The sequence below is a fragment of the Streptacidiphilus sp. EB129 genome (assembly GCF_041262645.1).
Classification (GTDB): Bacteria; Actinomycetota; Actinomycetes; order Streptomycetales; family Streptomycetaceae; genus Streptacidiphilus.
In genome coordinates this window covers 1-26,344 of record NZ_JBGCCS010000006.1, presented here as the reverse complement: position 1 = coordinate 26,344, position 26,344 = coordinate 1, and the positions used below count along the sequence as shown (strand labels likewise).

Below are 26,344 nucleotides of genomic sequence, written 5' to 3'. Positions count from 1 at the left end.
GCAGTCCGCGGGGACGCTGTCGACGGGAATTCCCGCCATGGACGATCAGGTTGATAATCTCAAGCTGGTGGTTGTTATTTTAAACTCCCGCGCGTACCGCCGAGGAGTTGTGCACCATGATCCAGGCCGGCGGGTTCGAGCCCGTCGAGTGGGTCGACGAGACCGCCTGGGTGACGCAGTGGTTCGAGGACCTCGGCGCCCGCCTCGCGACCGGCGGCACCCGGGCCGGCCTCCCCGCGCTCCTGGCGGACGGGCCGGCACGCATGCTGAACTACGCGATCGCCCTCAGTACAGGCGAGCTGACAGTCCACCGAGGCACCTTCACCCTCGCCCCGTGAGCGCCTGAGCGGGGTGAGCGCCGAACGGCCATCGCCCTAGAAGCCGACGGGCTGCGACTCGTCGACACTCTCGCCGCCGCTCTCCCCGCCGGGCTCGATCTGCTCGGCGGGGTCCGGGGACTCGGCGAACGAGTACGCCCTCTCGCCGTGCAGGCTCAGGTCCAGGCCGAGTTCTTCCTCCTGTGCGGAAACGCGGTTGCCGGTCACCCATTTCAGGAACAGGGCGATGACGAGCGTCACCACCACGGTGTAGCCGAACGCCGCGCCCACGCCGATCGCCTGCTTGCCCAACTGGGCCAGGCCGCCACCGTAGAACAGTCCGTTCGCGCCGGCCGCGTTCACGGACTTGGTGGCGAACAGTCCGACCGCCAGCGCACCGAACACGCCGCCCACCAGATGCACACCCACCACGTCGAGCGCGTCGTCGTAGCCCAGACGGTGCTTCCACTCGACGGCGAAGGCGCAGAGCACGCCGGCGGCCGCCCCGATCGCCAGCGCGCCCAGCGGGCTCACGTACCCCGCGCAGGGAGTGACCGCGGCAAGACCGGCGACGGCGCCCGCGGCGGCGCCCAGGGTGGTGGCCCTGCCCTGCCGTAGACGCTCCACGACCAGCCAGGCCAGCAGCGCCGCGGCGCCGGCGGTGTTGGTGTTGATGAACGCGCTGGCCGCCAACTGGTTCGCGCCCAGGGCTGATCCACCGTTGAACCCGAACCAGCCGAACCACAGGATCGCCGCTCCGACCAGCATCAGCGGCAGGTTGCTCTGCGGCATCGACCGGCCGGGCCAGCCGCGCCGTCTGCCCAGGACGATCGCCATGACCAGTGCGGCGGCTCCCGCGGTGGTGTGCACCACGATGCCGCCCGCGAAGTCGAGCACCCCCAGCTTCGCCGCCCAGCCGACCGGCGAGAAGATCCAGTGCGCGACCGGGCTGTAGACCAGCAGCGACCACAGGACGACGAAGGGCACGAACGAGGCGAACCGCCAGCGGTCCGCCGTGGCCCCGGTGATCAGCGACGGCGTGATGACCGCGAACATCATCTGGTAGATGACGTAGACCAGCGGCGGGATGGCCATCGCGCTCGCGCCGGTGAAGCCGGGGACCGTCTCGTCCATGTGCGCGAGGCCCGCGAAGTGCAGGTCGCCGATGAAGCCGTTGCCCTTCCCGAATGCCAGGCAGTAGCCGAGCACCACCCACACCACGCTGACCAGGGCGATGGTGATGAAGTTCTGCAAGAGCATGCTCATGACATGCTTGGTGCGAACCATGCCCCCGTAGAAGAACGCGACGCCCGGCGTCATGAACAGCACCAGCGCGGCGCTGACCAGAACCCAGGCGGTGGACCCGGTGTCCACATGTGCGAAGTCGAATTTCATGGCGCCTTCCCAGGCCGATGCGAACGGGGCACGCCAGGGTTCCGACGTGCCACGACGGTCCGATGCCCGGTCCACCCGCCTGAGGGGTCTCCTCGGGCGACGTACCGGGCGCCGGAGGAGACCCTAGGGCCACCACAACCGATCGATCAGTCACGGGATGGCAAAAAGCCGACCGGCGCAGCACGGCCCTGCGGGTGTCCTCGGCTCCGTCCATGCGGCGCCGGAGCTCCCCGGCGTCCGCCGTCGGGTAGCGGGCCACCGGGCCGGCTCCACCAGCCGCCGGCCGATGGCAACCTCAGGCGGTGCCGACCTGGGATGATCAGGACATGGTCGACCGCATCATCGCCGCCTGTGACGGCGCCGCCAAAGGAAATCCAGGGCCCGCCGCTTGGGCCTACGTCATCGCCGACGCCACCGGCGTCCCCCAGCGCTGGCGCGCGGGCGCGCTGGGGCACAGCACCAACAACATCGGTGAACTGACCGCGCTGGAGCAGCTGCTGGAGGCGACCGACCCGTCGGTGCCGCTGGAGGTCCGGCTCGACTCCACCTACACCCGTGACGCGGTCACCAAGTGGCTGGTCAACTGGAAGCGCAACAACTGGCGCACGGCCGGCGGCAAGCCGGTCGCCAACCAGGCGCTGATCCAGCACATCGACGAGCTGCTGTCCGGTCGCGACGTCTCCTTCGTCTACGTTCCGGCGCACCAGGTCGACGGCGACCCTCTCAACGCGATCGCCGACAAGGCCGCCAGCGACGCCGCCCGTCAGCAGCAGGACGCGAGCGGCACCGGCGCCGACCTCCCGGCCCCGGCCCCGGTCACCCCGGCCGGGCGGGCCAGGAGCACCCGTCCGTCGCGCACCGACGCCAAGCCCCCCGCCCCGGGCGGGTCAGCGCGCACTCTGGCAGCCCGCTACCCGGGCAACTGCCCCTGCTCCCGCCCCTACGCCAAGGGGGACACCATCACCAAGGTGGGTTCCAGCTGGGGCCATCCGCAGTGCGCCGCGGAATTCGCCTGAGGCTCACCGCGCCACGGACGAGCAGACGGCCGCGCTCGCGCCGTCAGCTCGGTCCGGGGAGGTCAGAGGGCGAAGGGGATCAGCATCCTGGTCGACCGCTTGTACTCCGGGTACGTGTCGGGGAAACGTTCCGCCAGGTAGCGCTCCTCCATCGCGGCGCTGTAGACGAAGTACCCGCCGAGCACCGCGGCCGGTATCAGCCAGTACAGGCTGACCGCGACCCCGGTGCCGAGCATCGCGAGGAGGATCCCGGAGTAGATCGGGTGACGGACGGTCCGGTACGGACCGGTCGTCACCAGCTCCGGATCGGCCTTCTGCGTCATGGGCATGCCCCAGTTGCGGCCGATGTGCACCCGGGCCCACACGGCCAGGGCCAGTCCCAGCAGGAACAGGGCCAGACCGACGCCCTCCAGCCACGGATCGCGGTTGAGCGCCAGGCCTCGCATCGCCCGGGTGCGCAGCACGGCGAGGACGACGACCAGGATCAGTACCCGGACGAGCGCACCGCGACGCCATGCGCCGGTCCCCGACTTCACGCCGATGGACGCCATCAGCCAGTAGAGCCAGAACAGGGCCCAGCCGAGGAAGATGACGAGGGCGACGACCTTCATGAGCATCTGCTCCCGGCTGCTCGGACGTTCTCCGTCCAGCGTAGGCGTCGCCCGGCGATCCGGCGGCACCCGCGAGGCCGCACGCGTTCGAGGCCCAAGCAGCTCGTGTCCAGGGCTGAGACCGGCGCGCCCTCGGCGCACCCCGGCCTACTGTGGGTGAGGGGAACCGGAAGGCGGTGTTCAGGATGGACGAGCAACGTGCCGAGCGGCTGGTGGCCGCGCTGCGGGCGCGCGGGGTGCTGGCGCACCTGGCCGAGCTGGGCGTCTACGAGTTCGCCGTGCGGGTGGTGCTCGCCGACGACGAGGGTGAGGCGATCTGGGACAGCAGCGACGCGCTCGGACTGGAGGCCGAGGTGCTGCAGGACGGCGTGCTCATGGGGTTCGTGCCGCATGTGCGGGGCTCGGAGCGGATGTCCGAGCAGGAACTGGTCGAGGTGATCGCCACGACCGAGTACGCCCGGGAGGGCCTGCACCCGCCGACGGGCGGCGACACCCCCTCCGGCCCTGCCCCGGCCCCGGATCCCGGGGCCACCGAGCGCCCTGCCGCTCCCCCGCCACCGGCGGCCCCCGGGCCCGCGGCTGCGAAGCGGCGCTGGTGGTCGCGCGGCTCTGCCGGACGCGGGTAGCGCCCGCGCGTGCGAGCGGCCCCGGGCCGGCGGTGAGGCCGGCCCGGGGCCGCTGACGGGGTCGCGCCAGACCGTCAGCCTTCGGTGTCCGAGGAGGGGATGTAGGCGCCGGGCACGTCGTTCGGCGCGTAGATCTTGGTCTCGCCCGGGTACGGCGTCTTCCAGTTGTGGGTCTCGTACCAGGTCAGGTGGTTCATCTGCTCGGGGTTCGCGTAGTCGGGGACCGCGTTGGGACCGGTCAGCCGCTGCTGCGACTTCCAGGTGGCCCACTGCGCCGCGACGGCCTGCTCGGGCGCCGGCACCGCCGTCGTCGACGGCACCAGAGCCGCCCGGGTGTCCTGTGGCGCCGGGTGGTCCACGCCGCAGCTGGGCGGGGTGGACAGACCGTCGGTGAGCGAGGTCCGGTTGGGCACCGCGGTGAACGGCGTGTAGTTCGGCTTGTTGGTGAAGGCCGCGGTCATCGGGCTGGCCGCGGTGTCCTTCTGGTTCATCGGGTGGACCCCGAGGATCTGCTCGATGGTGCGGATCATCGTGATCTGCGTGTAGTAGTGGTCGTCGACGACACCGTGCTGGGCCCAGGGGCTGATGATCTGGATCGGGGCGCGGTGGCCGTCGACGTGGTCGAGGCCGGCCTGGGAGTCGTCCTCGACGACGAAGATCGCCGAGTCCTTCCAGTACGGGCTGTGCGAGATCTCGTCGACGATCTTGCCGGTGGCCAGGTCGTTGTCGGCGACCTGGGCGGCCGGGCTCGGCGGGCCGCCGGTGTGGTCGCTGGAGAGCCAGAACATGTTGAGGTTCGCCGGGCCGTTCTTCTCGAAGTCCTGCTTCCAGATCTGGTACCGGTACTGGTCCGGGACGCTGGTGTCGAACTTCGGGAAGCCGGGCACCGACACGCTGTTGAGCGACGGGATCGGCGAGGAGGAGTTCAGGGTGTAGCCGGTGCCCTGCCCGGTCGCGCCCATGTTCTTGGCGTCGCAGTACAGGTTCTGCCAGCTCGCGTCGGCCGGCTTGGTCAGGAACTGCTGGAACTCGCCGAAGTCCCGCACGGACTTGCCGGCCGCCTGCGCGCCGGTCCACAGGAAGCCCGACTTCTGGTGGCCGAGAGCGTCGTCCTCGGTGTCGTAGCTGCGCAGGTACTCACCGGCCGAGGACTCGGTGTACTCCGGGTCGTCGGCCTGCATCAGCCAGTTGTGGCCCTCGGCGGAGTTCGTGCCGATGTCGTAGGTGTTGTCGTAGAGCCCGAACTGCTCGGCCAGGGCGTGCTGGTTGGGCGTCACGTTCTCGCCGAACTGCGCCAGTGCGGGGTCGCCGTTGCCCTGCGGAATGTCGCCGAAGACCTGGTCGTAGGTCCGGTTCTCCTTGACGATCAGGAAGACGTGCTTGATCGTCGAGGGGTCGCCGAGCCGTGCCGGCACCGGCACCGGCTTCGCCCTGTGCGCGTTCGCCGTCGCGACCGCGCCGTTGGTCCAGCCGTTCTGCTGGAAGACCTTGGCCGTCTGGGAACTGATGACCCGGTCGCTGGGCAGGGTGAACCGCGTCAGGCTCGACGTGGTGTCGTGGGTGTTGTGCGCGCCGCTGGGGTCGGGGCGGAGGGCGTCGACACCACGGGTGTTGGAGACGACCACGGTCTTGCCCACGGTGGTGATCTCCGCGGGGAAGTAGTCCGTGGGCAGCAGGCCGACATAACTGACCGGCTCCTGCGGGCTGGTGTACCGGTAGACCGCGACCGCGTTGGCGCGGCCGAGGGTGACCAGCAGGTGGCCGTCGTCGGTGAGCGTCACCGCGTCGGGCTCGTAGCCCACCGTGGCCTCCGGCCAGGGCTGGGTGGAGATGGTCTGCACGACCCGGTCGCGGGAGGAGTCGATGACCGACACGTCGTTGGTGGCGGTGTCGGTGACGAACACCGCCCCCCGCTTGGCGTAGACCGCGGTCGGGTGCAGGCCGACGTTGATGGTCCCGACGGCGGCGGACGGGCGCGCCAGGTTGATGACGCTGACGGTGCCGGTGGTGGTGGCACCGGTCACCGGGCTGGCCGGCACCTGGGTGTTGTAGGAGTTGAGCGTGGTGTCGCCGGGCTTCGCCGGACGCCCGCCCTCGTTGCTGACATAGAGCTTGTGGCCGACCTGGACCATGCCGCGTGGGGCGTTGCCCACCGCCCAGCTCTGCTCGACGGCCCCGGTCGCCGCGTTGATGGCGACCACCCGGTTCTGGCCGTTGACCGCGGAGTAGACGGTGGAGCCGTCGGCCGAGAACACCGCCGCGGCCACCAGCGCGTGCTTGGCGCCGTCGGCCGGGATCGAGACGGTCGTCGGGTTGGCGAGGCTGCCGTCCGGGTTCACGGTGAACCTGGTGTAGCCGTCGGTCTGGCCCAGCCACAGCTGCGAGCCGTCGGGCGAGTACGTCGGTCCCTCCTGGCCGACGGCGCTGCTGCTGATGTGCAGGTCGTCCGTGGAGGAGCTGCCGACGCGCTGCTGCACCTGCCCGGTCGCCAGGTTCACCACGACCAGCGCCGCATCGCCGTCGGTCACCGCGGCGGCGAGATGCCTGCCGTCCGGGCTGACCGTGGACGACATCAGCTTGCCGTCGTTGATGACGAGCCGGCTGCCGTACGGGGCGATGTACTGGTCGCTGGAGATGACCTGGCCCTTGGCGGTGACCTGGCCGACCTGCTGGGTGCCGAACTGCCGGGTCTCGGCGGCGGCGGTGCCGGTGGCCAGGGCGGCAGCCGTGATGCATGCCGTGACCAGCGCTGCCCGGCGGCCGACACGCCTGCCCAGAAAGACGAAGTGCTCCTTCTCGACACGTCGACGACGTGTTACCTGCATGGAGTCATCCCTTCGCGGAGGTGGAGAGCAGTTCGACATTGCCGTCGAACTGCCACAGCGGGTTCGATGCGTCCCCGGTCGGGGTGTGCACCAGGAAGTAGCCGTTCACTTCCTTCGGTCCGTCGCCGTCGGCTTCGAACCGCCCGTTGGAGGTGACGTTCAGTTGGTAGATCGCCGTCCCCGGGGCCGCGGTGCCGGGGAGGTGCCAGGTGACGACGCAGCGCCAGTCGGCGCCCGGCCCCTCGGGGTCGACCTGGCCGTCGCTCCGGTCGCACGCCGCCGTGACCTGCAGCTGCGTCTCGGTGACGGCGGGACGGTTGAGCTGCGCGGTCTGCATCCGGTAGAGGTGGGCGAACGCGGTGGCGACCGACTGCTGCACCTTGGCCTGCGAGATCCCCGAGCCCGCGGACGGGGTGGCCACGGCGACGGCCCCGACGGTGAGCGCGAGCAGTCCGGCCGGCGCCAGCAGGGCGAGGGTGATCGCGCGGCGCCCGATGCCGTCGTCGGTCGCGCTGGTGAAGTCCCGCCGCACGAAGAGCAGGTAGGCCAGGGCGGTGGCGACCACGACCCAGGCCAGGCTGACCGCGATGGCGATGAGGAGCTCGCCGAGCTGTGCCGGGCTGGTGAACAGCCCGTTCCAGGCGATGAAGGCGTAGCCGGGCAGGGCCAGGCGTACCGCGACCGGGAGCGGCAGCATCTGGGCGAGCTGCATCGCGACCGCCACCAGCGCCGGGATGAGCAGGCCCATCGGGGAGCGCCCGAGCACGACGGAGCCGAGCAGGCCGATCGCGGCGAGCGCCAGGGTGGGGGCCAGCGCGCAGGCCCACGCGAGCAGGACGCTCCCGGCGGCGTCCGACGGCGTCAGCAGATGGCCGTCCAGGCCGACCAGCGGCTGGTTGCCGACGGTCGCGAGCCCGCCGGCCGCGCTGGAGGCGACCAGTCCGGCCACCAGCAGTGCCAGGACGGTGAGGCCGGCCAGGGCCTTGGCCACGAAGATCCGCTGCGGCGAGCGGACCGCGACCAGGAGATGGCGCCAGGTGCCGAGCCGGTCCTCGGCGGCGAACACGTCGCCGGCGACCACCGAGGTCAGCAGCGGGAGCGCCCAGGAGCCGGCGAACCCGAGGACGACCAGGGGTCCGGCCCAGCCGGTGGCGTGCATCCACCGGCCGAAGAGGGTGTCGCTGGGGAGCGTGCTCTGCCGACTCACCGCAGCGACGAACAGCCCGGGCACGATCCAGCAGGCGAGCGCCAGCAGCCGGATCCGCCACTGCGAGACGAGCTTGACCAGTTCGAAGCGGTAGACCCGGGTCACCGGGACGTGGAGGTCGTCGGTGTCGACGTCGGGGTCGGTGTCGACGTCGGCGACGGTCGCGCTGCCGTCAAGGCTCGCGGTCATCGGTCGGCCTCCTGCTGTTCGGTGAGGGCGAGGAACGCGGCCTCCAGCGGCGAGATCACCGGGGCGAGCCCGCGCACCGCGATGTCCGCCCGCACCAGCCCCGCCACCAGCTGTTCCAGGGCGGGTACCAGCGCGCGCACGACGAGCACCTCGGCGCCGTGCCAGGCCCCGGCGTCCTCGACGACCCGGACCCCGGCCGCCTCGGCGGCCAGCCGGCGCGCGGCCGGCGGATCGGAGCTGAGCAGCCGGTAGTCGAGTTCGCGGTTCTCGGCCGCCAGCTTGCCCAGCGGGCCGGAGAAGCGGACCCGTCCGGTGGCGAGGATGGTGACCTCGGAACAGAGCGACTCCAGGTCGTCCATGCGGTGACTGGAGAGCACGACGGTGGTGCCCTCGGCCGCGAGCCGGGTGAGGACGCCGTGCACATGCTTCTTGCCGGCCGGGTCGAGGCCGTTGGAGGGCTCGTCGAGCACCAGCAGCCGGGGGCGGGTGAGCAGCGCCGCGGCCAGCCCGAGCCGCTGACGCATGCCCAGGGAGAAGCCGCGGGCGCGGTCGTCGGCGACCTCGGTGAGCCCGACCTCACCGAGCACCTGGTCGATCCGCGCCGTCCGCGCGTCCTGCCCGCGCAGCGTGGCCAGCGCGGCGAGGTTCTGCCGGGCGGTCAGCGAGGGGTACAGGCCGGGCCCGTCGACGAAGCCGGCGACGCCTCGGGGGGCCGCGAGCGCCCGCCCGACCGGCCTGCCCAGGACCTCCAGGCTGCCGCCGTCGGCGACGACCAGACCGAGCAGCAGGCCGAGCAGCGTGGTCTTGCCGGCGCCGTTCGGCCCGACCAGGCCGTGGATCTGGCCCTGCCCCAGATCCAGGTCGACGCCGTCGAGCGCGACGACGTCACCGAAGCACTTGGTCGTCCCACGAGCCCGCACCGCAAGTTGTGTGTCCATAGTCCCTTCTCACCCGCCTCCCAGGAAACGTAGGACCTTGGCACAGCACAGTCAGGAGCCACTGGTTGAACCCCTGTGAAACGGCAGACGACCGACTCCCCGGGGGCGGACATCGGTGCACAGTTGACGGGGCGCCACATTCAGCCCAGGCGCATGGCCGGCTCTCAGGCGTTGCACAGCACGGCCGGACGCCACCCCCGGCGGCCCGGCCGGAATGAGGACCGCTAGCATTCGGCCCTGCCCCGGCTCCGGGCGGAGGTCGGTGACCCGGTCGGCGTGCCCCGCCGCGTCACCCGGCCCCGGCCTCGCGACCGCTCGGGGCCGGAACGGGTCCGACGGCTGCCGGTGGTCGGGGGGCCGTTCTTTCGTGATGAGCATGAGCGTGGCGAGGACGAGGGGGATGAACATGGAGTGGTCGGTCAGCGGCTACCAGGACATACGGGAGCTGGGATCCGGTGGGAGCGGGCGGGTCGCGCTCGCCCTGCACGAGGAGACCGGCACCCCGGTCGCGATCAAGTACCTCGCTCCGGCCCTGTCCCAGGACGCCGACTACCTCCAGAAGTTCCGCGCCGAGGCACGTCTGCTGGACGGCCTGGAATCGCCCTACGTGGTGCGGCTGTACGAGTACGTCGAGGAGCCCGGCGGCGCGGCCATCGTCATGGAGCTGGTCGACGGCATCGCCCTGCGGGCCCTGCTGCGGGAGGCGGGAGCGACCACCCCCGAGGCGGCACTGGTCGTGCTCAAGGGCTCACTGCTCGGCCTGGCCGCAGCGCACCGGGTCGGTGTGGTGCACCGCGACTACAAGCCGGAGAACGTGCTCGTCAGCGCGGACGGCTCGTCCAAGCTCGTGGACTTCGGCATCGCCGTGCGCAGCGGGCACCGCCTGGAGAAGGGCAAGGGCGCCATCGCGGGCACCCCGCCGTACATGTCCCCCGAGCAGTGGGCCGGTCGGCCCGCCTCGCCGGCCTCCGACGTCTACGCCGCCACCGCCACCTTCTTCGAGTGCCTCACCGGAGCGCGCCCCTACCCCGGCACGACCCTCATCGAGCTGGCGGTCCAGCACACCACGGCGCCGATCCCGGCCGAGGAGACCCCGGAACCCGTCCGGCCGCTGATCCTGCGCGGACTCGCCAAGGACGCCGAGGAACGGCCCGCCGGCGCCGCGGCCTTCGTGGAGGAGCTGGAAGCCGTCGCGGGAGCAGCCTACGGACCCGACTGGGAGCGCCGCGGACAGGCCGACCTGCTCGCCCTGGCGGCGCTGCTGCCCCTGCTCTTCCCCTCGGCGGGCGGTATCCCGGGCAGCACCACCTCGCTGGCGACGACGGTGCTCGGCCCCCCGGTCATCCCGCCGCCCGCGCCGGGGCGGAGGCGACCGGTCCCCAGGAAGGTGGCCCTGTCCGCCGGCATCGGCGGGGTGGTCCTGCTCGGCGCGATGGGTGTCGCGGCGGTCGGCCCGGCCGGCGGCTCGGTGCCCGTCGCCGTCAGCACCTACGCCGCTACGGCGGCGCCGGGTACGGCCGGCCCCTCCACGGCCGCGTCCACGACGTCGCCGAGCAGCGCGGCGCCGTCCACCGGCGCGTCGGCCTCCCCCAGCACGTCGCCGTCCCCGAATCCCGCCACCGCCTCCGCCCCGCCGGCGGCGACACCGACGAAGCCCGGTGCGACGCCGGCGCCCGGGTCGCCCACCCCTTCACCCGCCGGCGGCACGCCTTCGGCCGGACCGCCCGCCGCTCTGACGGTGCCCTCGGTGCTCGGGCTGTCGGCGGCGGCGGCCGAGCAGCGGCTGACCGGTGCGGGCTTCGCCCGGGCGAGGATCTCCGTCGACGCCACGGCATGCACCGGCCCGCAGGGGGTGTACGCGCAGAGCCCCGCCGGTGGCAGCCAGGGGACGGCCGCAACGGCGATCAGCCTGTCCGCGATGGCTCCCGACTGCCGCGCGTACCTGAACGAGACGGGCGCCAACCCGGTCACGGCCCGACAGGCCCTGAGGGCGCGCGGCTTCACCAACGTGGCGATCTCTCCGGCGAGTTGCAACTACGGCTACTACCCGGTGTCCAGCCAGTCCCCCGCCTACTACGGCCAGTACCTCTCCGGCGGCACGCCGATCGTGCTCCGCAGTCTGTGCGTACCCGGCTGATCACGGCCAGGCCATCACGAGGCAGAGCAGCACTGGGCAGAGCAGCACGGGGCAGAGCAGAAGGAGCAGACCAGCGTATGCGTTCTCCAGAAGAGGTCGGGGACCCGTCGTCCGCCGAGGCCGTGACCGTCGACGTGCGGTCGGCGGAGCAGATCACCGTGCCACGGGCAGAGGCCTTCACCGTGGAGCTGCCGTCCACACCGGCGTCGGCGGCGGCGTCCGAGAACGTGACCGTGCGTCTGGACTCGCCTCTGACCGAGGAACAGGTGAGGGAGCCGGGCGAGCAGCCCACCGTCCGGATGCCGGCGGAGCCGGAGTTCGACGGCCTGACGGCGACGACCCGGGCGGAGCTGCCGCCGACGCTGCTGTCGAACACGGTGGCGGCGCCGCCCGGCCTCGCGTCGCAGGCCGCCGACGCGGCCGTTGACCTGGACCCGGCAGCGCTGGGGACGGGGATCCGGTTCGGGCCGGGCGTGCCCGATCCCAGGACGGCGCGCACCGTCGCGGTGTGGCGCGGCGCCACGGTCGGACAGGCGGCGGCGGAGCCGCCCCAGGAGCGGAAGCGCCGTCGCCGGCCATGGCTGCTGCTGCTCCTGCTCCTGCTCGCGCTGCTGGCCGCGGTGGCCGCCTGGCTGCTCTGGCGGCCCTTCGGCCCGCCCATCGCGGTGACGTCGGTCTCGGTGAACGCCGCGCCCGCCACGCTCTCCTGCGGCGGTGTGGAGAGTCTGACCGCGACCGTGCACACCAACGGCCGTGCGGGCACGCTGCACTACCAGTGGATCCGCGGCGACGGCACCAGCAGCGGCCCGCTCACCCAGGAGGTGACCGCGGACATGAGCCAGGTGGAGCTGCCGCTGCGCTGGACCGTCCAGGGCAGCGGTTCCTTCCACGGCACCGCCGTCCTCAGGCTCAGCTCGCCGACCTCCGCGCAGGCCGCCGCCGGTTTCGACTACACCTGCCGCTGACACACCCGCCGCTGACGGCCCGGCACGCGTCGCACCACGGTGGCCGCGGTGCGGGGCCATCGCCCACCGCCGCTCAGCACACCGGTGCCGCGGACCACACGTCGGCCCCGCGTGCGGTGATCTGCGGGGACGCGGACAGGGCTCCCAGCCCGAGGATGGTGCGCACGTCGGGGTCCTCGGGTGCCGCGACGGGCACTCCGAGCGCGTCCTGCAGCCGGGCCCGCGTCCAGGCGCCGTGGGCCAGGCCGCCGGTCAGGGCGAGGCCGCAGTCGAGGATGTCCGCCCCGAGCTCGGCGGGACATCGGGCCAGCGTGTCCGCGATCGCGTCCACCAGGCCCGCGAGCAGGGGTGCCAGCGCGTCGTGGATCTCCGCGACGCCCACCCGCGCCACCACCGGCGCGTTGCGCCCGATGTGCCGTCCCCTGACCTCCAGGACCGTCCGCCCGTGCACGTCCGCCGGTGCCTCGGCGGCGACCCGCAGCCGCTCCGCCGCGACCGGCTCGATCTCCATGCGGTGGTCCCGGCGGATCCGGGCGACCACGGCGCGGTCCAGGGCGTCCCCGCCCACCGGCAGGGACCTCGCCGCGACCATCCGGCCGTACGCGAACACCGCCAGGTCGGCCGTGCCCGCACCCAGGTCGACCAGCAGGCCGCCGGCGTCCTGGCCCAGCAGGACCCTGCTGCCCGCGGCCGCGGCCAGCGGGGCCGGCACCATGATCACCCGGCCCGCACCCACCTGCAGGAACGCCTGTTCCAACGCGCGCTCGTGGACACCGGGACAGTCGACCGGCACGGAGGCCAGCACGGTGGGACGCATCCCGTCCAGGAGCGTGCGGGGGCCGCACTCCAGGGCGCGCCGGGCCAGGATCCGGACCGCCTCGAAATCGCCGACCCGTCCGTCCTGCACGGCCCGGACCACGGTGACACCGGTCGGGGTGCGGCCGCTCATGTGCTTGGCCGCGGCCCCCACGGCGCAGGCCCGGCCCTGCCGCAGGTCGACGGCGACCACCGACGGCTCGTCCAGCACGATGCCGCCCCTGGGCCGCCAGACGCGGACGCGGGAGGTGCCGAGGTCGACCGCGAGCACGCGGTTGGTGAAGCCAAGCACCACGAGGGTTCCCCTTTCAGCGGCGTCAGCACCGTGCCGGCGAGCGGCCCACCCGGGGTTCCGGAATCCGTCCGCCGGACCGGCCGCTGAGGTTCACCCTGCCCACCCCCGTACCGGCCCGCCAGGCCGGACCGCCATCCGGAGGACCCCGGCCACGGCGGACGACGGCCCGGTCGGCGACGTGCGCGGGAGCGAATCAGGACGCGCCCGTGGCGGTGTGCGCGCCCCCGCCTCCCGCGCCCGGCAGCGACGGCGCCTGCGCACCGCCGGAGCCCGAACCACCGGGGTTTCCGGTCCCGTTGCCGCCCGAACCGCTGCCGGAGGGGTCGTGGACGCCGAAATCGGACAGCGAGGGCAGCGCGTGGGCGTAGCCGAGCCCGAGCAGCAGGGTGGCACCGGCCGCGGTGACCGACGTCCACCGGGTGACGCCGCGGACGTGCCGCAGCCCGTCGGCGCGGCGCCGGGCGCCCTGCGCCCAGGGAGCGGTCTGTCGACCAGGGGGGACGGCTGATGTCACGGCGGCCTCCAGGCCAGACGCGCGGAGTACTTCCCCCAGTGTGCGTGAGTGCCCGTCAACCCCGCGTTCAGGACTGCTTCAGATCCGGTAAAGACCTGCGGCGCAGCCCCGCACCGACCCTGGCCCGGCTTCAGGCCCTCTACGCTGGAACGATGGCACAAGGCACGGAAGCGACCGCGGCAGTCCCGCCGTCCGTACCGGTGGTCGGGGACGATCCGGGGCGGCCCTCGTGACCAGGCGGATCGCGCTCAGCGTGCTCGCCCTGGTCGTCGCTCTCCTGGTGCTGGCCGTGGTGCCGCTGGGCATCGTCATGGCCCAGCGCGAGAACGACTCGTTCCGCGAGGAGACCGCCGCGAAGGCCAGAACGGTCGCCTCCGCCGCCGAGGAGCACCTGTCGGACAACCACTCCGACGCCGACATGCGCGAACAGGTGGCGGACGCCGCCGCCCGCGGGGAGTGCGCCCAGATCTACGACGGGAACGGCGTCCTGCTGCTCGCCACCCCCTGCCGGGCCACCGCACTGCCCGAGGCCGACACGGTGACCGAGGTGCTGCGCACCGGCCGGACCCTGAGCGGCCAACACGACGACCGGCTCACCCTTGCGGTCCCCGTCGGGGACACGCTACCGCCGTCGGGGGTGCTCCTCTTCTCCCGCTCCACCGACGGTCTCAACGACCAACTGCTGGCCATCTGGGGCTGGTTGAGCCTGTGCGCGCTGGGGGCCCTCGGCGCCTCGGTGCTGGTCGCGGTCCGGCTGGCCCGCTGGGTCGGCCGCCCCCTGGTCGAACTGGATCACGCGGCGGCCCGCCTGGGCGAGGGCAGTCTCGACGCCCGGGCCACCGTCATCCACGGCCCGCCCGAGGTCCGGCGGCTGGCCGCCACCTTCAACGCGATGGCCGCCCGCACCGAGACGCTGATCCACGGACACCGCGCCGTCGTCGCCGACGTCTCGCACCAGCTGCGGACCCCGCTGACCGCGCTGCGGTTGCGGCTGGATCTGCTCGCCGCCGACGCCGAGGGCGACACCGCCCAGGAGCTGGGCGGCGCCCAGGACGAGATCGCCCGGCTCTCCCGGCTGGTGGACGGCCTCCTCGCGGTCGCCAGAGCGGAGAACTCGGTGCCACGGCAGCTGGCGGTGCGGGTGGACGAGGTGGTCGCGGACCGGATCGCGGTTTGGGAGCCGCTCTCCGCCGAACGCGGTCTGGAACTGACCGCGCGGGGGCCGTCCAGGCTGACCGCGCAGCTCGGCGCCGGGGACCTGGAGCAGATCCTGGACAACCTCCTCGCCAACGCCCTGGAGGCGGTGTCCCCGGGCGGCCTGGTCCAGGTGGTGACCGGTCGCGACGAGCAGCAGGGCGACGTGCTGCTGCGGGTGGTCGACAACGGCCCCGGTATGGACGAGTCGGCCCGGGAGCACGCCTTCCGCCGCTTCGGCACGGCCAGGGCGGGGGGCACCGGCCTCGGCCTGGCCATCGTCCACCGCCTGGTCACCGCCAACGGCGGCCGGGCCGCGCTGGAACCCACGCCCGGCGGAGGGCTCACCGTCCGCCTCAGCCTTCCGGCCCCGCCCCCGGGGGGTGGCCACGCCCGCCGGGACCGCCGTCCCTCCCGGGGACCGGACGCCCCCGCCGCCCCCGGGGCCGGCGGCACCGGGACGGACCGGCCCGCCGGCTGACCGCGCCCTCCCGCCACTGCCGAGACCGCAGCTTCGAGTGAGACCACCGCTCCGAGCTGCGGAAACGCCAATGCTTCCCAGTTCTTAGTCTTTTCTGAACCGGAATCCGACCTCCCGCTGGGCACCCTGGTCGAGTAGGCGCGATCGCGCCTGTTCCGCGGCCCACCCACACCACCACGGGCGGATCATGAACACCTTCGTCCACGCACCCGCCAAAGCCGCCTTCCCGGTCTTCGGAACCACAGCGGAACTGCTGGTCGCCGACCCCGACCAGCTGGACCTGGCACTGCGCACGCTGCGTGCCGAACTGGACGCGATCGACGCGGCCTGCAGCCGCTTCCGGCCCGATTCCGAGCTCTCCCTGGCCAACGCGAACGCCGGGACCGCCGTCACCGTCGGCCCCCTGCTCGCCGAAGCGCTCGACGTCGCCTGGCAGGTGGCCGAGGCCAGCGGTGGGCTGGTCGACCCCACGGTCGGCGCGGCCCTGGTCGGCCTCGGTTACGACCGCACCTTCGCCTCGTTGCGTCCTGAGGGCCTGGGGCCGCCGGTCACGGCTGCCGCCCCCGGGCTGCGCTCTGTCGACTGGGCGCCGGCGCGCCGGCGGTTGAGGCTGCCCCCGGGAGCCGCCCTCGACCTGGGCGCCACCGCCAAGGCATGGGCCGCGGACCGGGCCGCCCGGCTGGTGGCGGAGGCCTCCGGCTGCGGCGTCCTGGTGAACCTCGGTGGCGACCTGGCCACCGGCGGCGAGGCCCCGGAGGGCGGCTGGCGGATCGCCGTCGCCGACGACCACCGCGCACCCCGGCCCGACTCGCCCGTCGTCTGCGTCCACGGCGGCGGGGTGGCCACCTCCGGCACCGCCGTCCGCAGCTGGGAACGCGCCGGGCAGCGGCTGCACCACATCGTCGACCCCCGCACCGGCCGCAATCCCGCCCCGTTCTGGCGCACGGTCACGGTCGCCGCCGGGTCCTGCGTGCAGGCCAACGGCGCGGCCACCGCGGCGCTCGTGCTGGGGCCGGACGCGCCGGCGATGCTGCGCGAGTCCGGTCTGCCCGCACGGCTGGTGCACGTGGACGGCGGCGTCGTTCCCGTCTGCGGGTGGCCGCAGGACGCCCCGGCCCGCGGAGCCGCACAGTGACCACCGCACTGCTGGCCGCCGCCGGCTCACCCAGCCCGCTCTGGTACGCAACGCGCGCGGGCGGCACCGTGGCGCTGGTGCTGCTGACAGCCACTGTCGCCCTCGGTGTCGCCGTCGGCGGGCGTCACGCGCCACGCTCCGTCGCCCGCTTCGAGATCAGCACACTGCACCGCAATCTCTCGGTGCTGACGCTGGTCTTCCTCGCCCTGCACATCGTCACGGCGATCCTGGACTCCTTCGTCCACCTCGGCTGGCTGATCACGGTGCTGCCCTTCACCGCGTCGTACCGCACGCTCTGGCTGGGCCTGGGCACCGTCGCCTTCGACCTGCTCCTCGCGATCGCGGCCACCAGCGCCGTCCGGCTGCGGATCGGGCAGCGCCGCTGGAAGGCCGTGCACTGGCTGGCCTACGCCTCCTGGCCGGTCGCCGTCTTCCATGCCGCCGGCACCGGCACCGACACCACGGCCCCACTCCAACTCGCGGTCTATGGCTGCTGCCTGGCCGTCGTCGTGGTCGCCGTCTGGTGGCGGCTGTACCGGGCCGGGCCCGGCCATACCGCGGTGCGCCTGTGGGCCGGGGTGGCGACGCTGGCCATACCGGTGGCGCTGGTCGCGTTCCTGCACGTCGGACCGCTGCAGCCGGGCTGGTCGCACCGGGCCGCCGGAGCGGTGGGACCAGTCGCCGTCACCGGCTCGGCCCATGTCACCGCCTCGTCCCAGCGACTGGCACTGTCCGAACCGGAAGGAGCGTCGCGATGACGTCCGACACCACCGCCTTCGACGTCACCGGCACGACCCCCGGGGCCGCCGGGGCCGAGGCCGGCCCGCACGGCACCCGCCTACTCTCCGGCTGGTTCAGCACCGGGCGCGCCGCCGACCTCGACGACCACCTCGACCGCTACGGCCCCCCGCCCGTGGAACGCGGGGCCCGGCGCGGCAGCAGCCCGCTGCTGGCCCGCGCGGCCGAGGAGGCGGGCCTGACCGGTCGCGGCGGCGCCGCCTTCCCGACCGGGCGCAAGCTGCACGCCGTGGCCACCGGCCGCGGCCCGGCCGTCGTGATCGCCAACGGCATGGAGAGCGAACCCGCCAGCGCCAAGGACCGGACCCTGCTCGCACTCGCGCCGCACCTCGTCCTGGACGGGATCGCGCTGGCCGCCCGCGCCGTCGGCGCCGACCAGGCGCACCTGTGTATCGCCCGCACCCGCCCCGAGCAGGCCCGCGAACTGCGCGCGGCTCTCGCGGAACGGGACCGCCGCGGCCTCGACACCGTCCCGGTCCAGCTGCACCAACTGCCGCACCACTACGTCTCCAGCGAGGAGTCCGCACTGGTCAACTGGCTCAACGGCGGTGACGCCCGGCCGACCTCGACGCCACCGCGCCCGTTCGAGCGGGGCGTCGGCGATCGGCCCACGCTGATCGACAACGTGGAGACGCTGGCACACCTGGCGCTGATCGCACGCTACGGCCCCGCCTGGTACCGCGAGGCCGGCGCCCCCGACGCGCCCGGAACCACCCTGGTGACCCTGGCCGGCGCGGTCCACCACCCCGGCGTCTACGAGGTACCCATGGCCGCCACTCTGGGCCGGCTGCTCGACCACGGCGGCGCACCGAACGAGCCGCTCTCCGCCGTCCTGCTCGGTGGATTCTTCGGCAGCTGGCTGCCTGCCGCGAGCGCGATGCCGGTCCGCTTCGCCAAGGAGGATCTCGCCGCCCTCGGCGCCGGCCCCGGGGCGGGTGTGCTCGTCGCCCTGCCCGAACGCGCGTGCGGCCTGGCCGAGACCGCATCGGTGCTGGCCTTCCTGGCCCGCAACGGGGCGCAGCAGTGCGGGCCGTGCCGTTTCGGTCTGCCCGCCGTCGCCGAGGACTTCGCCGCGCTCGCCCACGGCCGCACCGACCCGGCAGCGGTGCGCCGCCTCGAACAGCGCGTCGGACTGCTGGCCGGCCGCGGCGCCTGCCGGCACCCGGACGGCGCGTCCCGACTCGCCGCCACCGCCCTGCGTACCTTCGCCGCCGAGACCGAACGCCATCTGCGCTTCGGGCCCTGCCCGGCGGCGTCCCGGCCCCTGGTGCTGGACGTGCCCGGCGGCGCGGTCCCCGGCGCGCACGAGTGGCGGTGAGCACGATGGTCTTCAACCGTCCCGGTGATCGCGTCCTGCGGATCGACCGCATCGCCTGCGAAGGCCATGGGGCCTGCGCGGAACTGCTGCCCGAACTGCTCTCCCTCGACGAGTGGGGTTATCCGATCGTGCACAGCACGGCCGTCCCCGCGGAACTCGCCGCGCACGCCCGCCGCGCGGTCGCGGCCTGCCCGGTGCTGGCACTGCGGCTCGGCAGAGCGGGGAAGTGATCCGACGCCCGGCACGCTCGGAGCGCCGGACGGAATTAATTTTCGGGGCCGGATAAATCGATCACGAGGCATTACCAGGCAACTTAGCCACTTCTTAGTAATTGCACCCGTTCGCCTCCCCATTCAGATATTGACCGACCTCCGACAAGTCCGTTTTACTCTTGAGTAACGTCATTCTCCGGCCGCACCCAGGGGAATCGATCAATCACGCCCGGACTCCCTGGGGCAGCCTTACCGAAAGGCTTGGCATGCCCATGTCCAGACCCCTTCGCGACTCCCTGGCGCCTCGCCTCGCCGCCGCGGTCCTGTGCCTGGCCGTGGCCTGGATCCACGTCCAGGACCAGGGCGGATTCCCCGGCAACAAGACCCCCACCTACGTCGGCATCGGCTACTACGCCCTGGAGGCCACCGGCGTGCTCTGCGCCCTGGCCCTGTTCGCCGGCCGCAGTCTCCCGTCGCGCGTCCTGTTCTGGCTCGCCATCGCGGGAGTGGCCCTGGGGCCGCTCCTCGGCTACATCCTGTCGCGCGGCCCGGGGCTGCCGGACTACAGCGACGACAGGGGCAACTGGACCGAGCCCCTGGGACTGGTCAGCATCGCGGTGGAAGTCGTGCTGCTGACCCTGGCTCTCACCCAGGCCCTCGCCAGCAGGCCGGCCGTCGGGGGTACCCGAGAACGCGCGGGCACGTCACCGCGGCAGCGCAGCGCGGCGTCCAACTGACCGCACCGAATCCCCGTGGAACACTCCGGCCTTGGGAATCCAGCCCGGCATTCCCCGGAGTTAAAAGGCCCAGAGAATGAACAGCCAGGAGTGCGCTGATTTCCTGGACGCGTACACCAGGCTGCTGGAAAGGGACCGGTCCGGCCCGTATTTCGCCGACCACCCGAAGAGCGAGCCCCCTTCGGCACCGGCCGGGGTCGGGCTTGAGGCGGGGGACGGTCCACCGACGCAGCAGCCCGCCGCACGGCTCCCCAACAGGGGAGGCCGTGCGGCGGGCGGGCGCCGGGCAGGAGTCGGTCCGTCAGTACCAGTTGTGGGCCTGCCAGAAGGCCCAGGCCTGGTTGGGGCTGCCGTACGTGGTGTTCATGTAGTCCAGCGCCCAGCGCAGCTGGGTGGCGGGGTTGGTCTGCCAGTCGGCGCCGGCGGAGGCCATCTTGTCGCCGGGCAGCGACTGGGGCAGGCCGTAGGCACCGGAGGAGGGGTTGGTGGCGCTGACGTTCCAGCCGCTCTCGTGGGAGATGATCTGGTCGAACGAGGCGAGCTGGTCGGCCGGGACGATCTGCGCGGCGATGGACTGCGGGTCGCCGGAGAGGTTGGCGGCGGGGGCGGCGGTCGAGCCCGAGGACGACTGGGCGCCGGTGCTCTGGGTCGCGGGGACCTGTGTCTCGTTCTGGGCGGCGCCGCTCTGGGCCGAGCTGTTCGACGCACCGCCGGTCAGACGAAGACGCTGACCCGGGAAGATCATGTTCGGGCCGTCAGTCAGGGTGGAGCGGTTCAGCTGATACAGCGTCTGCCAGCCACCGGCCACGTGGTGGGACTGCGCGATCGTGGACAGCCAGTCGCCGGAGGCCACGGTGTAGGTGGTGGGCGCGGCGGTGGTGGGCGCTGCGGTGGTGGGTGCGGCCGTGGTGGGTGCGGCCGGGGCCGCCTGGGCGGTCGAGGACTGCTGCGCCGGAGCCGGGGATTCCGAACCCTCGGAGTCGCCCGAGGCCTGGGCGGCACCGCTGCTGGAGGAGGATGCGCCGGAGCCGGCGGAGGCGGTGCTGACACTGGCGGGTGCGCCGCCCTGGCTCAGGCCGGCCTGGGGGCCGCACACCGGCCAGGCAGTGGGACCCTGCGAGGCGAGCACCTTCTCCGCGACGGCGATCTGCTGACTCTGGGTGGCCTGGTCGGCGGTGGCGGCATACTGCTGGCCGCCGTAGGCGTCCCAGGTGGAGGCGGAGAACTGCAGTCCGCCGTAGTAGCCGTTGCCCGTGTTGATCGACCAGTTGCCGGAGCTTTCACACTGGGCGACCTGGGCCCAGGTCGAGACCGGGGCGGCGAAGGCGCTCGTCGTGCCGACGAGCGGGATGGCTATGCCCGCGCCGGCCACGCCGGCGGTGGCGACCAGGCGCTTGGCCTGGTTGGTACGGGGGCGACGATGACGGCCATTTCCAGGCATGAGCATGACAGAAGCCTCTCCGACGCCTGCGAGGTGAGCTGTCGGATTCGGGCCGTGAGGTAGCCCGGCCGCGCCGAAGCACGGCTTCACCCCAAGCCGCAGCCGGGTGCGCTGCGGCGACTTACCTGGTTCCCCCGCCTCTGCCGTGGTGATGTTTGTGGGCGCCCTCGACCTCCGCCGGCAGAATTCGGCGTTCCGGAGTGCGAGGTTCCGCTAGATGCGAACAGGCTGCACGCTAGACAGAAGGGAGGCCGCAGTGCAACTGGCTGTGACGACGGCCACAGGGGATCAGCACACAGGCATCCCTTATGTCCCATTGAGGGAGAAATGACATGTTGTCACACCGATTGCACGGGAACGAGCGCCCCGGCAGGCGGGCCCCGGTCACTGGGGCGGGAGGGCCACCAGGGTGTTTCCCTGACGGGCCGCCACCAGAGTGCCGGTCGGGTCCTCGGCCACCATCCAGGCGTCGGTGCGGGTGACCGGCTCGCTGTAGCGCCAGCGGACCGAGCCGTCGGAGGCGTTGATCGCCCAGAAGCCGTCCGCGCCGCCGGCCGCCGGGACCAGCAGCAGATCGGCGCCGAGTTTGCCCGCCACGGAGTCCCAGGCGGCGATCCCGACCGGGTCGTTCATCGTCCAGCCGACGCCGGGGGTTTCGACGAGCCCCCAGGTGTAGACGGTGCTGCCGTTGGTGTTCTCCACGACGATGACCTGAGCCCCGAACTGGTTCCCCCCGAACTCGCCGGTCTTGGTGCCGGTGGCCGGGTCGATCACCAGCGCCGTCCGCAGCTCCTCGCGCATCACGACGCGGTTCCCGGCCACGCGAACGTGGGACACATCGAGCGCGGCCACCCCCGGGTAGGTCCAACTGCTGGTGCCCGTCGCCTGGTCGTAGGCCTGCAGGTCGGCCACCTCGGTGGCGTCCTTGCTGAGGTTGGCCTTCACCAGCACCTTGCCGCCGGCCAGCACCGCCGCCGCGCCCTGCGGGCACAGGTCCGCAGCCACTGCGGCCGGGGTCGGGCGGGCGGCCGGGTTCTTGGCGAAGCAGGAGCGGAGCAGCGGCGTCAGCCCGGCCGAAGTCGATGACCCGTGGCCCCCCGGGCGAGAGCAGCACGTTCCCGGGCTTGAGGTCGCGGTGCACGAGGCCCACCGCGTGGATTCCGCACAGCGCCTCGGCAAGGCCCGCGCCCAGGGCGCGCAGGCTGCGCTCCGGCAGCGGCCCGTGCTCGGCCACCGCAGCGCCGAGTGTCGGGCCGAGCACATACGCGGTCGCCAGCCAGGGGGTCGCCGCCCGGGTGTCCGCGCCCTCCACCGGCGCGGTCCAGGGGCCGGTCACCGCGCGGGCCATGGCCACCTCGCGGGCGAACCGATCGCGGAACTGCTGGTCCGCCGCCAGATCGGGCCGGACCACCTTGACCGCCACCGCCCGGCCGCCGGCCGAACGCGCGAGATAGACCCGGCCCATGCCGCCCTCGCCCAGCCGCGCCAGCAGCCGGTACGGGCCGAGCTGCTGCGGATCCGACGCCTCCAGCGGCTGCACCGCGCTCCCCCGTTCCTCCGCGCGACCGGGAGCCGTGGAGCTACGTCTCACGACCGGGGCGACGCCTCCAGCGACTTGCCGTGCCCACGGTGATCATGTGCACAGGCGGGGACATTATCGCCATGCGCTCGGACCTGGCTTGGAAAAATTTGACCTCACCTCTCAACTGCGGACGGCGTACACCGTGTAGTAGTCCAGATGCGCCAGCGCTGCCGGCGCCTCGGTCCTGACCGAGAACCCGTGCGCGGTGAGCATCCCCATGGCCCTGTCGAGCGTGCCCTCCAGGTCCTGCAACTCCAGCACGATCTGGTCGATGCGCTGCCAGTCCGCGTCGTCGATCCCCTGCAGCACGTCGAGTTCTGCGCCTTCCACGTCGACCTTGAGCAGGTCGACGCGATCGATGCCGGGATACCGCGCCAGCGCCGTGGACAGCCGTTCCACGGTGACGGTCACGTCTTCGCCCTGATACAGGTGGTCGCCCACCCCGTCTCCCCACATGCTCGCGATGTGGTCGCGGTCGTGCTTCTTCTGATCGGGATAGCGGGTCGAGTTGCCGGGCAGGTTGGGGTAGAAGGTGAAGGTGACGGGCCCCTCGAAGTCACCGGAGAGGCCGTGCGGTACCACCTCAACGTCGGTGGCGTGGTGGAGTTCGAGATTGCTGCGCAGGGCCTGGAGAGTCCTCGGCATGGGCTCGAAGGCCACGATTCGGGCCTGCGGCCAGTGGCGCTTGACGTACAGCGAGAAGATCCCGACGTTCGCGCCGACGTCCAGCACGCAGCCGTTGGCGGGCACGGTGATGCCGTGCCGCAGGTAGGTGTGGTCGGTGAACATCTCGGCGTAGATGGCCTTCAGTTCCTGGACGGCACCGTCCGTCTGAAGCCCGTAGCAGCTGAAACCTTCGTCGAGCTCGACAAGACCGATCGCGATCATGAGGAACGCTCACTCTCTGCGCTGCCGGTGGGCACCAACCCGCCGTCCGTTGAGCGTGCTTGACGGAGCGTTCGGCCCCGGCCGGCCCGCCGATCTCCAGGAACTCTAATGGTGTGGGATTAGTGAAGGGACTAGCCTCCGGTTGGCGGCGGCACCGGCCCCGGGTTGACGACTGCGCTCCCGTCAGGCCGTTGAGCCGCGGTGGCGCTGGTAGTGGCGGGCGGCTCGGGCGCGGTTGCCGCAGGCGGGGGAGCACCACTCGCGGCGGGGGTGGTCCTTGAGGAAGTACAGGACGCATCCGGGGGCCAGGCAGGCCCGGAGCGCGAGCCGGTCGTCCTGGCTGAACAGGGCGATCGCCTCCTCGGCGATGGCCGAGACCGTGGCGGCTGCGGCTTGGCCGTTGGTGCGGGTGAGCCGTACGGGTGCTTCGCCGGGAGTCCAGGTCAGAGCCGACCAGCGCGGAACCGCGCCGGCGGCGTCGTTGACCGCGTCGAGGGCGTCGTCGAGCGCCCCGGTCGCGGAGGCCGCGGCCGGCCGCGGGTCGCCGGTGGCTTCGGCGGCGAGGCGGCGCAGGGCGTCGCGCAGGTCGCGCAGCCGCCGCGCGAGGTGGTCGACGTCCTTGGCCGCCAGGGCGTCGAGGCCGGGGACGGTCGGCAGGTCGATGCGGGGGGCGATGGCGCGCAGCCACGCCTCGGTCTCGGCCGTCGCGCCGAGTGCGTCGTGGACGCCGTCGCGGTCGGCCCAGATCGTGTTCATCAGCTCCACGGGCAGCGGTTCACCCAGAAGCGGCGCGCGCGTCTCCATGCCACAACCCTACCGCACTTCTAACGGTTGCCAGCGGCGTCTTCCGTTGACAGGCATCGGTGCGCGTGACATGGTTCTAATGGTTATAGAACCTACAAACCATTAGAAGTGAGAGGAAGTACTGTGCCGATGAACGCGTTCACCCCCGTCGCCCCCGCCACCGCGACCGGCCAGGCCGCGGAGTTGCTGGCCGACGTCCAGAAGACCCTCGGCCTCACGCCGAACATGACCAAGGTGATGGCCAACAGCCCGGCGCTGCTCCGGGGGTACTTGGCGCTGTCCGGCGCCCTGGCCGGCGGGGTGCTGCCCGCCGGTGTCCGCGAGCGCCTGGCGATCGCCACCGCCGAGTTCAACGGCTGCGCGTACTGCCTGTCCGCACACACCTACATCGGCGCCAACATCGCCAAGGTCGACGCGCTGGAGCTCGACAAGGCCCGTGACGCCACGGCGTCCGACCCGCACGCCGCCGCCCTGCTGGAACTCTCCGACGCCATCGCCCGAGGCCGCGGCAGCGTCGACGACACCCGCCTGCAGGCCGCCCGCGACGCCGGTGCCACCGACGCCGAGATCGGCGAGGTCGTCGGCCACCTTGCGCTGAACGTGCTGACCAACTACTTCAACATCCTCGCCGGGGTCGACAACGACTGGCCCGCCGTCGCTCCGCGCACCCGCGCGGCCTGACCCCATGACTCCGCCGGCCCGGCCCCGACCCCCGACCAGCCGGGACCGGGCTCAGCGGAACCACCACTTCGTCCCCCCGTACGGCTCCTTCACACTGCGGTCAGAGCACTAGCCGAAGTCAGGGGCGACGCCGGCATGGGCGGCGAGGACGCGCCAGGTGCCGTCGGCATGGACCCAGGTGCGGGTGTAGCGAAGGCGGGCAGCGAACGGCTGTCCCCCGGCGGTGCCCTGAAGCCCGGCCAGCACATGGGTGATCCCCGTTGAGCCCACCATGGTCACTTGCAGGTCCTGCTGGTCGAAGACCTCCACGACCAAGGTCCGCGACCTGTGGGCTTCCAGGTCCTCTTCCTTCGTGAGGGAGCGGCCATCAGGTCCCGTGTAGACGACACGGTCGTCCAGGAGCAGGTCCAGTGCCTCGACATCACCTGATCGAACAGCGGCCTGCAGCCGCTGCTCGGCCTCATGGAGGGCGGCTGCAAGCGCCACCTGGTCCGTCCCCATCCCGATCCTCCCTGCCCTGCCCTGCCCTGCCCGGTCAGCCTTCGGATCTTCAACCGACCGCGTACGCCCTTCATCCAACCACTGCCTGTTCCACGCGGCCGGTCAAACCGGCGAACACAGCGATCACAGCACGGGCCTGAGGCGTCCGCGCCGATCCGGGAGGGGGAACGGGCTCGTCCCTACGGCCGCGCCAGCCAGGTCGCGATCTCGTCCACCACCGCAGGCTCGACGTGCCCCGGTCGTGCGTACTCGGCCGGCGTGGCGAGGCCACTGCCGGGGAAGAAGAGGTGGTTGGCGTCCTGGTGAATCCGGATCGCCACCTCGGGCCGCTGTGCCAGCGCAGCCTGCCAGCGCGTCAGATCGTCGGCGACGGTCACCTGGTAGTCCCGTCCGCCCTGAAGGATCAGCATCGGGCAGGCAAGTCCGGCTGCCGTGGCGACCGGGTCGTACGCCCGCAGGTCGAGCCAGTAGGCCGCGGAGAACCCGAACGGCAGCAGCTCCGACGGCGTGTCGGGCGTGAGTTCGGAACCCGCCACCAGCGCGGCCTGCCGGGTCATCGCCGCCACCGCCTCGTCCGTGCCCGGGCCGGGGCCCAGCGCCGCGAGGTGACGGGCCACCCGGACAGCGGGGCTTCCCCCCAATCGGTGGACATCACGGACACTGGATCTCGTGGATTCAGAGGAAGAGATGGCACCGATGGTGCACAAGTACTACTCAGCGG

Annotated in this window: 25 protein-coding genes, 1 pseudogene and 1 riboswitch; of the genes and pseudogenes, 12 read left to right on the top strand and 14 right to left on the bottom strand. The window is 72.6% G+C overall.

From position 1 onward, the window contains the following. Window positions 1–116: 116 nt before the first annotated feature. Entirely contained in the window at window positions 117–338 is a 222-nt protein-coding gene (locus ABH925_RS09560) for a hypothetical protein (protein WP_370146856.1), read from the top strand. A 36-nt stretch (window positions 339–374) separates the two neighbouring features. Here ABH925_RS09560 and ABH925_RS09555 read toward each other — a convergent pair whose 3' ends face one another. Then, on the bottom strand, window positions 375–1,712 hold the full coding sequence (locus tag ABH925_RS09555) for an ammonium transporter (RefSeq protein ID WP_370146854.1): 1,338 nt from the start codon (window positions 1,710–1,712) through the stop codon (window positions 375–377). Between the two features lie 326 nt (window positions 1,713–2,038). Here ABH925_RS09555 and ABH925_RS09550 point away from each other — a divergent pair, with 326 nt between their 5' ends. Beyond that, the gene (locus ABH925_RS09550; protein WP_370146853.1) at window positions 2,039–2,728 is read left to right on the top strand and encodes an RNase H family protein; all 690 of its coding nucleotides are present in this window, start codon (window positions 2,039–2,041) and stop codon (window positions 2,726–2,728) included. A 62-nt stretch (window positions 2,729–2,790) separates the two neighbouring features. On the opposite strand, the gene ABH925_RS09545 is transcribed toward ABH925_RS09550, so the two are convergent. After that, entirely contained in the window at window positions 2,791–3,339 is a 549-nt protein-coding gene (locus ABH925_RS09545) for an isoprenylcysteine carboxylmethyltransferase family protein (RefSeq protein WP_370146852.1), read from the bottom strand. Between the two features lie 185 nt (window positions 3,340–3,524). Here ABH925_RS09545 and ABH925_RS09540 point away from each other — a divergent pair, with 185 nt between their 5' ends. Continuing rightward, on the top strand, window positions 3,525–3,965 hold the full coding sequence (locus tag ABH925_RS09540) for a hypothetical protein (protein ID WP_370146850.1): 441 nt from the start codon (window positions 3,525–3,527) through the stop codon (window positions 3,963–3,965). A gap of 74 nt (window positions 3,966–4,039) precedes the next feature. On the opposite strand, the gene ABH925_RS09535 is transcribed toward ABH925_RS09540, so the two are convergent. The 3 genes from ABH925_RS09535 to ABH925_RS09525 are packed head-to-tail and all read right to left on the bottom strand — an operon-like array spanning window position 4,040 to window position 9,124. After that, window positions 4,040–6,790 (bottom strand): alkaline phosphatase family protein, encoded by a 2,751-nt coding sequence (locus tag ABH925_RS09535; RefSeq protein ID WP_370146848.1) that lies wholly within the window; start codon window positions 6,788–6,790, stop codon window positions 4,040–4,042. 4 nt (window positions 6,791–6,794) lie between these two features. Next, complete coding sequence (locus ABH925_RS09530; protein WP_370146846.1) at window positions 6,795–8,186, bottom strand: ABC transporter permease; 1,392 nt, start codon at window positions 8,184–8,186, stop codon at window positions 6,795–6,797. Next, entirely contained in the window at window positions 8,183–9,124 is a 942-nt protein-coding gene (locus tag ABH925_RS09525; protein ID WP_370146845.1) for an ABC transporter ATP-binding protein, read from the bottom strand. Before ABH925_RS09525 ends, ABH925_RS09530 begins: the two co-directional genes overlap by 4 nt. A gap of 400 nt (window positions 9,125–9,524) precedes the next feature. Here ABH925_RS09525 and ABH925_RS09520 point away from each other — a divergent pair, with 400 nt between their 5' ends. Together ABH925_RS09520 and ABH925_RS09515 are read left to right on the top strand one after the other, a co-directional pair. After that, a complete protein-coding gene (locus ABH925_RS09520) occupies window positions 9,525–11,261 on the top strand; it encodes a protein kinase (RefSeq protein WP_370146844.1) in 1,737 nt (578 codons plus the stop codon). A gap of 77 nt (window positions 11,262–11,338) precedes the next feature. Next, the gene (locus ABH925_RS09515) at window positions 11,339–12,226 is read left to right on the top strand and encodes a hypothetical protein (RefSeq protein ID WP_370146843.1); all 888 of its coding nucleotides are present in this window, start codon (window positions 11,339–11,341) and stop codon (window positions 12,224–12,226) included. A gap of 73 nt (window positions 12,227–12,299) precedes the next feature. Here ABH925_RS09515 and ABH925_RS09510 read toward each other — a convergent pair whose 3' ends face one another. Beyond that, the gene (locus ABH925_RS09510; protein WP_370146842.1) at window positions 12,300–13,337 is read right to left on the bottom strand and encodes a rod shape-determining protein; all 1,038 of its coding nucleotides are present in this window, start codon (window positions 13,335–13,337) and stop codon (window positions 12,300–12,302) included. Between the two features lie 193 nt (window positions 13,338–13,530). Continuing rightward, window positions 13,531–13,851 (bottom strand): hypothetical protein, encoded by a 321-nt coding sequence (locus ABH925_RS09505; protein WP_370146841.1) that lies wholly within the window; start codon window positions 13,849–13,851, stop codon window positions 13,531–13,533. A gap of 229 nt (window positions 13,852–14,080) precedes the next feature. Between ABH925_RS09505 and ABH925_RS09500 the strand changes: the two genes are divergently transcribed. The 6 genes from ABH925_RS09500 to ABH925_RS09475 all read left to right on the top strand — a co-directional run bounded on the left by ABH925_RS09500 (window position 14,081) and on the right by ABH925_RS09475 (window position 19,726). Continuing rightward, window positions 14,081–15,526: a sensor histidine kinase gene (locus ABH925_RS09500; RefSeq protein WP_370146840.1), complete on the top strand. Its 1,446-nt coding sequence runs from the start codon at window positions 14,081–14,083 to the stop codon at window positions 15,524–15,526. Between the two features lie 187 nt (window positions 15,527–15,713). Then, window positions 15,714–16,661 carry an FAD:protein FMN transferase gene (locus ABH925_RS09495; RefSeq protein WP_370146839.1) on the top strand — a complete coding sequence of 316 codons (948 nt, stop codon included), beginning with the start codon at window positions 15,714–15,716 and terminating at the stop codon, window positions 16,659–16,661. Continuing rightward, a complete protein-coding gene (locus ABH925_RS09490; RefSeq protein ID WP_370146838.1) occupies window positions 16,658–17,419 on the top strand; it encodes a ferric reductase-like transmembrane domain-containing protein in 762 nt (253 codons plus the stop codon). The genes ABH925_RS09495 and ABH925_RS09490 overlap by 4 nt, the downstream gene beginning before the upstream one ends. Next, window positions 17,416–18,777, top strand: coding sequence for an NADH-ubiquinone oxidoreductase-F iron-sulfur binding region domain-containing protein (locus tag ABH925_RS09485; RefSeq protein ID WP_370146837.1), 1,362 nt, complete (start codon window positions 17,416–17,418; stop codon window positions 18,775–18,777). The genes ABH925_RS09490 and ABH925_RS09485 overlap by 4 nt, the downstream gene beginning before the upstream one ends. Before the next feature lie 5 nt (window positions 18,778–18,782). Next, on the top strand, window positions 18,783–19,007 hold the full coding sequence (locus tag ABH925_RS09480; RefSeq protein ID WP_370147133.1) for a ferredoxin: 225 nt from the start codon (window positions 18,783–18,785) through the stop codon (window positions 19,005–19,007). Window positions 19,008–19,261: 254 nt separating this feature from the next. Next, window positions 19,262–19,726 carry a hypothetical protein gene (locus tag ABH925_RS09475; RefSeq protein WP_370146836.1) on the top strand — a complete coding sequence of 155 codons (465 nt, stop codon included), beginning with the start codon at window positions 19,262–19,264 and terminating at the stop codon, window positions 19,724–19,726. Window positions 19,727–20,027: 301 nt separating this feature from the next. On the opposite strand, the gene ABH925_RS09470 is transcribed toward ABH925_RS09475, so the two are convergent. From ABH925_RS09470 to ABH925_RS09450, 5 genes and pseudogenes are all read right to left on the bottom strand, one after another. After that, window positions 20,028–21,173, bottom strand: coding sequence for a transglycosylase family protein (locus ABH925_RS09470; RefSeq protein ID WP_370146835.1), 1,146 nt, complete (start codon window positions 21,171–21,173; stop codon window positions 20,028–20,030). A 2-nt stretch (window positions 21,174–21,175) separates the two neighbouring features. Continuing rightward, window positions 21,176–21,370, bottom strand: a riboswitch (cyclic di-AMP (ydaO/yuaA leader). A gap of 181 nt (window positions 21,371–21,551) precedes the next feature. Then, window positions 21,552–22,172 carry a hypothetical protein gene (locus tag ABH925_RS09465; RefSeq protein WP_370146834.1) on the bottom strand — a complete coding sequence of 207 codons (621 nt, stop codon included), beginning with the start codon at window positions 22,170–22,172 and terminating at the stop codon, window positions 21,552–21,554. 55 nt (window positions 22,173–22,227) lie between these two features. Next, window positions 22,228–22,707: pseudogene (locus ABH925_RS09460) on the bottom strand (serine/threonine-protein kinase); the annotation flags it as partial. A 162-nt stretch (window positions 22,708–22,869) separates the two neighbouring features. Next, complete coding sequence (locus ABH925_RS09455) at window positions 22,870–23,637, bottom strand: FkbM family methyltransferase (RefSeq protein ID WP_370146833.1); 768 nt, start codon at window positions 23,635–23,637, stop codon at window positions 22,870–22,872. Window positions 23,638–23,820: 183 nt separating this feature from the next. Further along, on the bottom strand, window positions 23,821–24,441 hold the full coding sequence (locus tag ABH925_RS09450; RefSeq protein ID WP_370146832.1) for an ABATE domain-containing protein: 621 nt from the start codon (window positions 24,439–24,441) through the stop codon (window positions 23,821–23,823). A 129-nt stretch (window positions 24,442–24,570) separates the two neighbouring features. Between ABH925_RS09450 and ABH925_RS09445 the strand changes: the two genes are divergently transcribed. Next, window positions 24,571–25,122 (top strand): carboxymuconolactone decarboxylase family protein, encoded by a 552-nt coding sequence (locus tag ABH925_RS09445; RefSeq protein ID WP_370146831.1) that lies wholly within the window; start codon window positions 24,571–24,573, stop codon window positions 25,120–25,122. Window positions 25,123–25,230: 108 nt separating this feature from the next. Here the strand turns inward: ABH925_RS09445 and ABH925_RS09440 are convergent, their stop codons facing one another. Both ABH925_RS09440 and ABH925_RS09435 read right to left on the bottom strand, forming a co-directional pair. Continuing rightward, the gene (locus ABH925_RS09440) at window positions 25,231–25,623 is read right to left on the bottom strand and encodes a nuclear transport factor 2 family protein (RefSeq protein WP_370146830.1); all 393 of its coding nucleotides are present in this window, start codon (window positions 25,621–25,623) and stop codon (window positions 25,231–25,233) included. A gap of 179 nt (window positions 25,624–25,802) precedes the next feature. Next, the gene (locus tag ABH925_RS09435; protein ID WP_370146828.1) at window positions 25,803–26,240 is read right to left on the bottom strand and encodes an alpha/beta hydrolase family protein; all 438 of its coding nucleotides are present in this window, start codon (window positions 26,238–26,240) and stop codon (window positions 25,803–25,805) included. Between the last annotated feature and the right edge of the window lie 104 nt (window positions 26,241–26,344).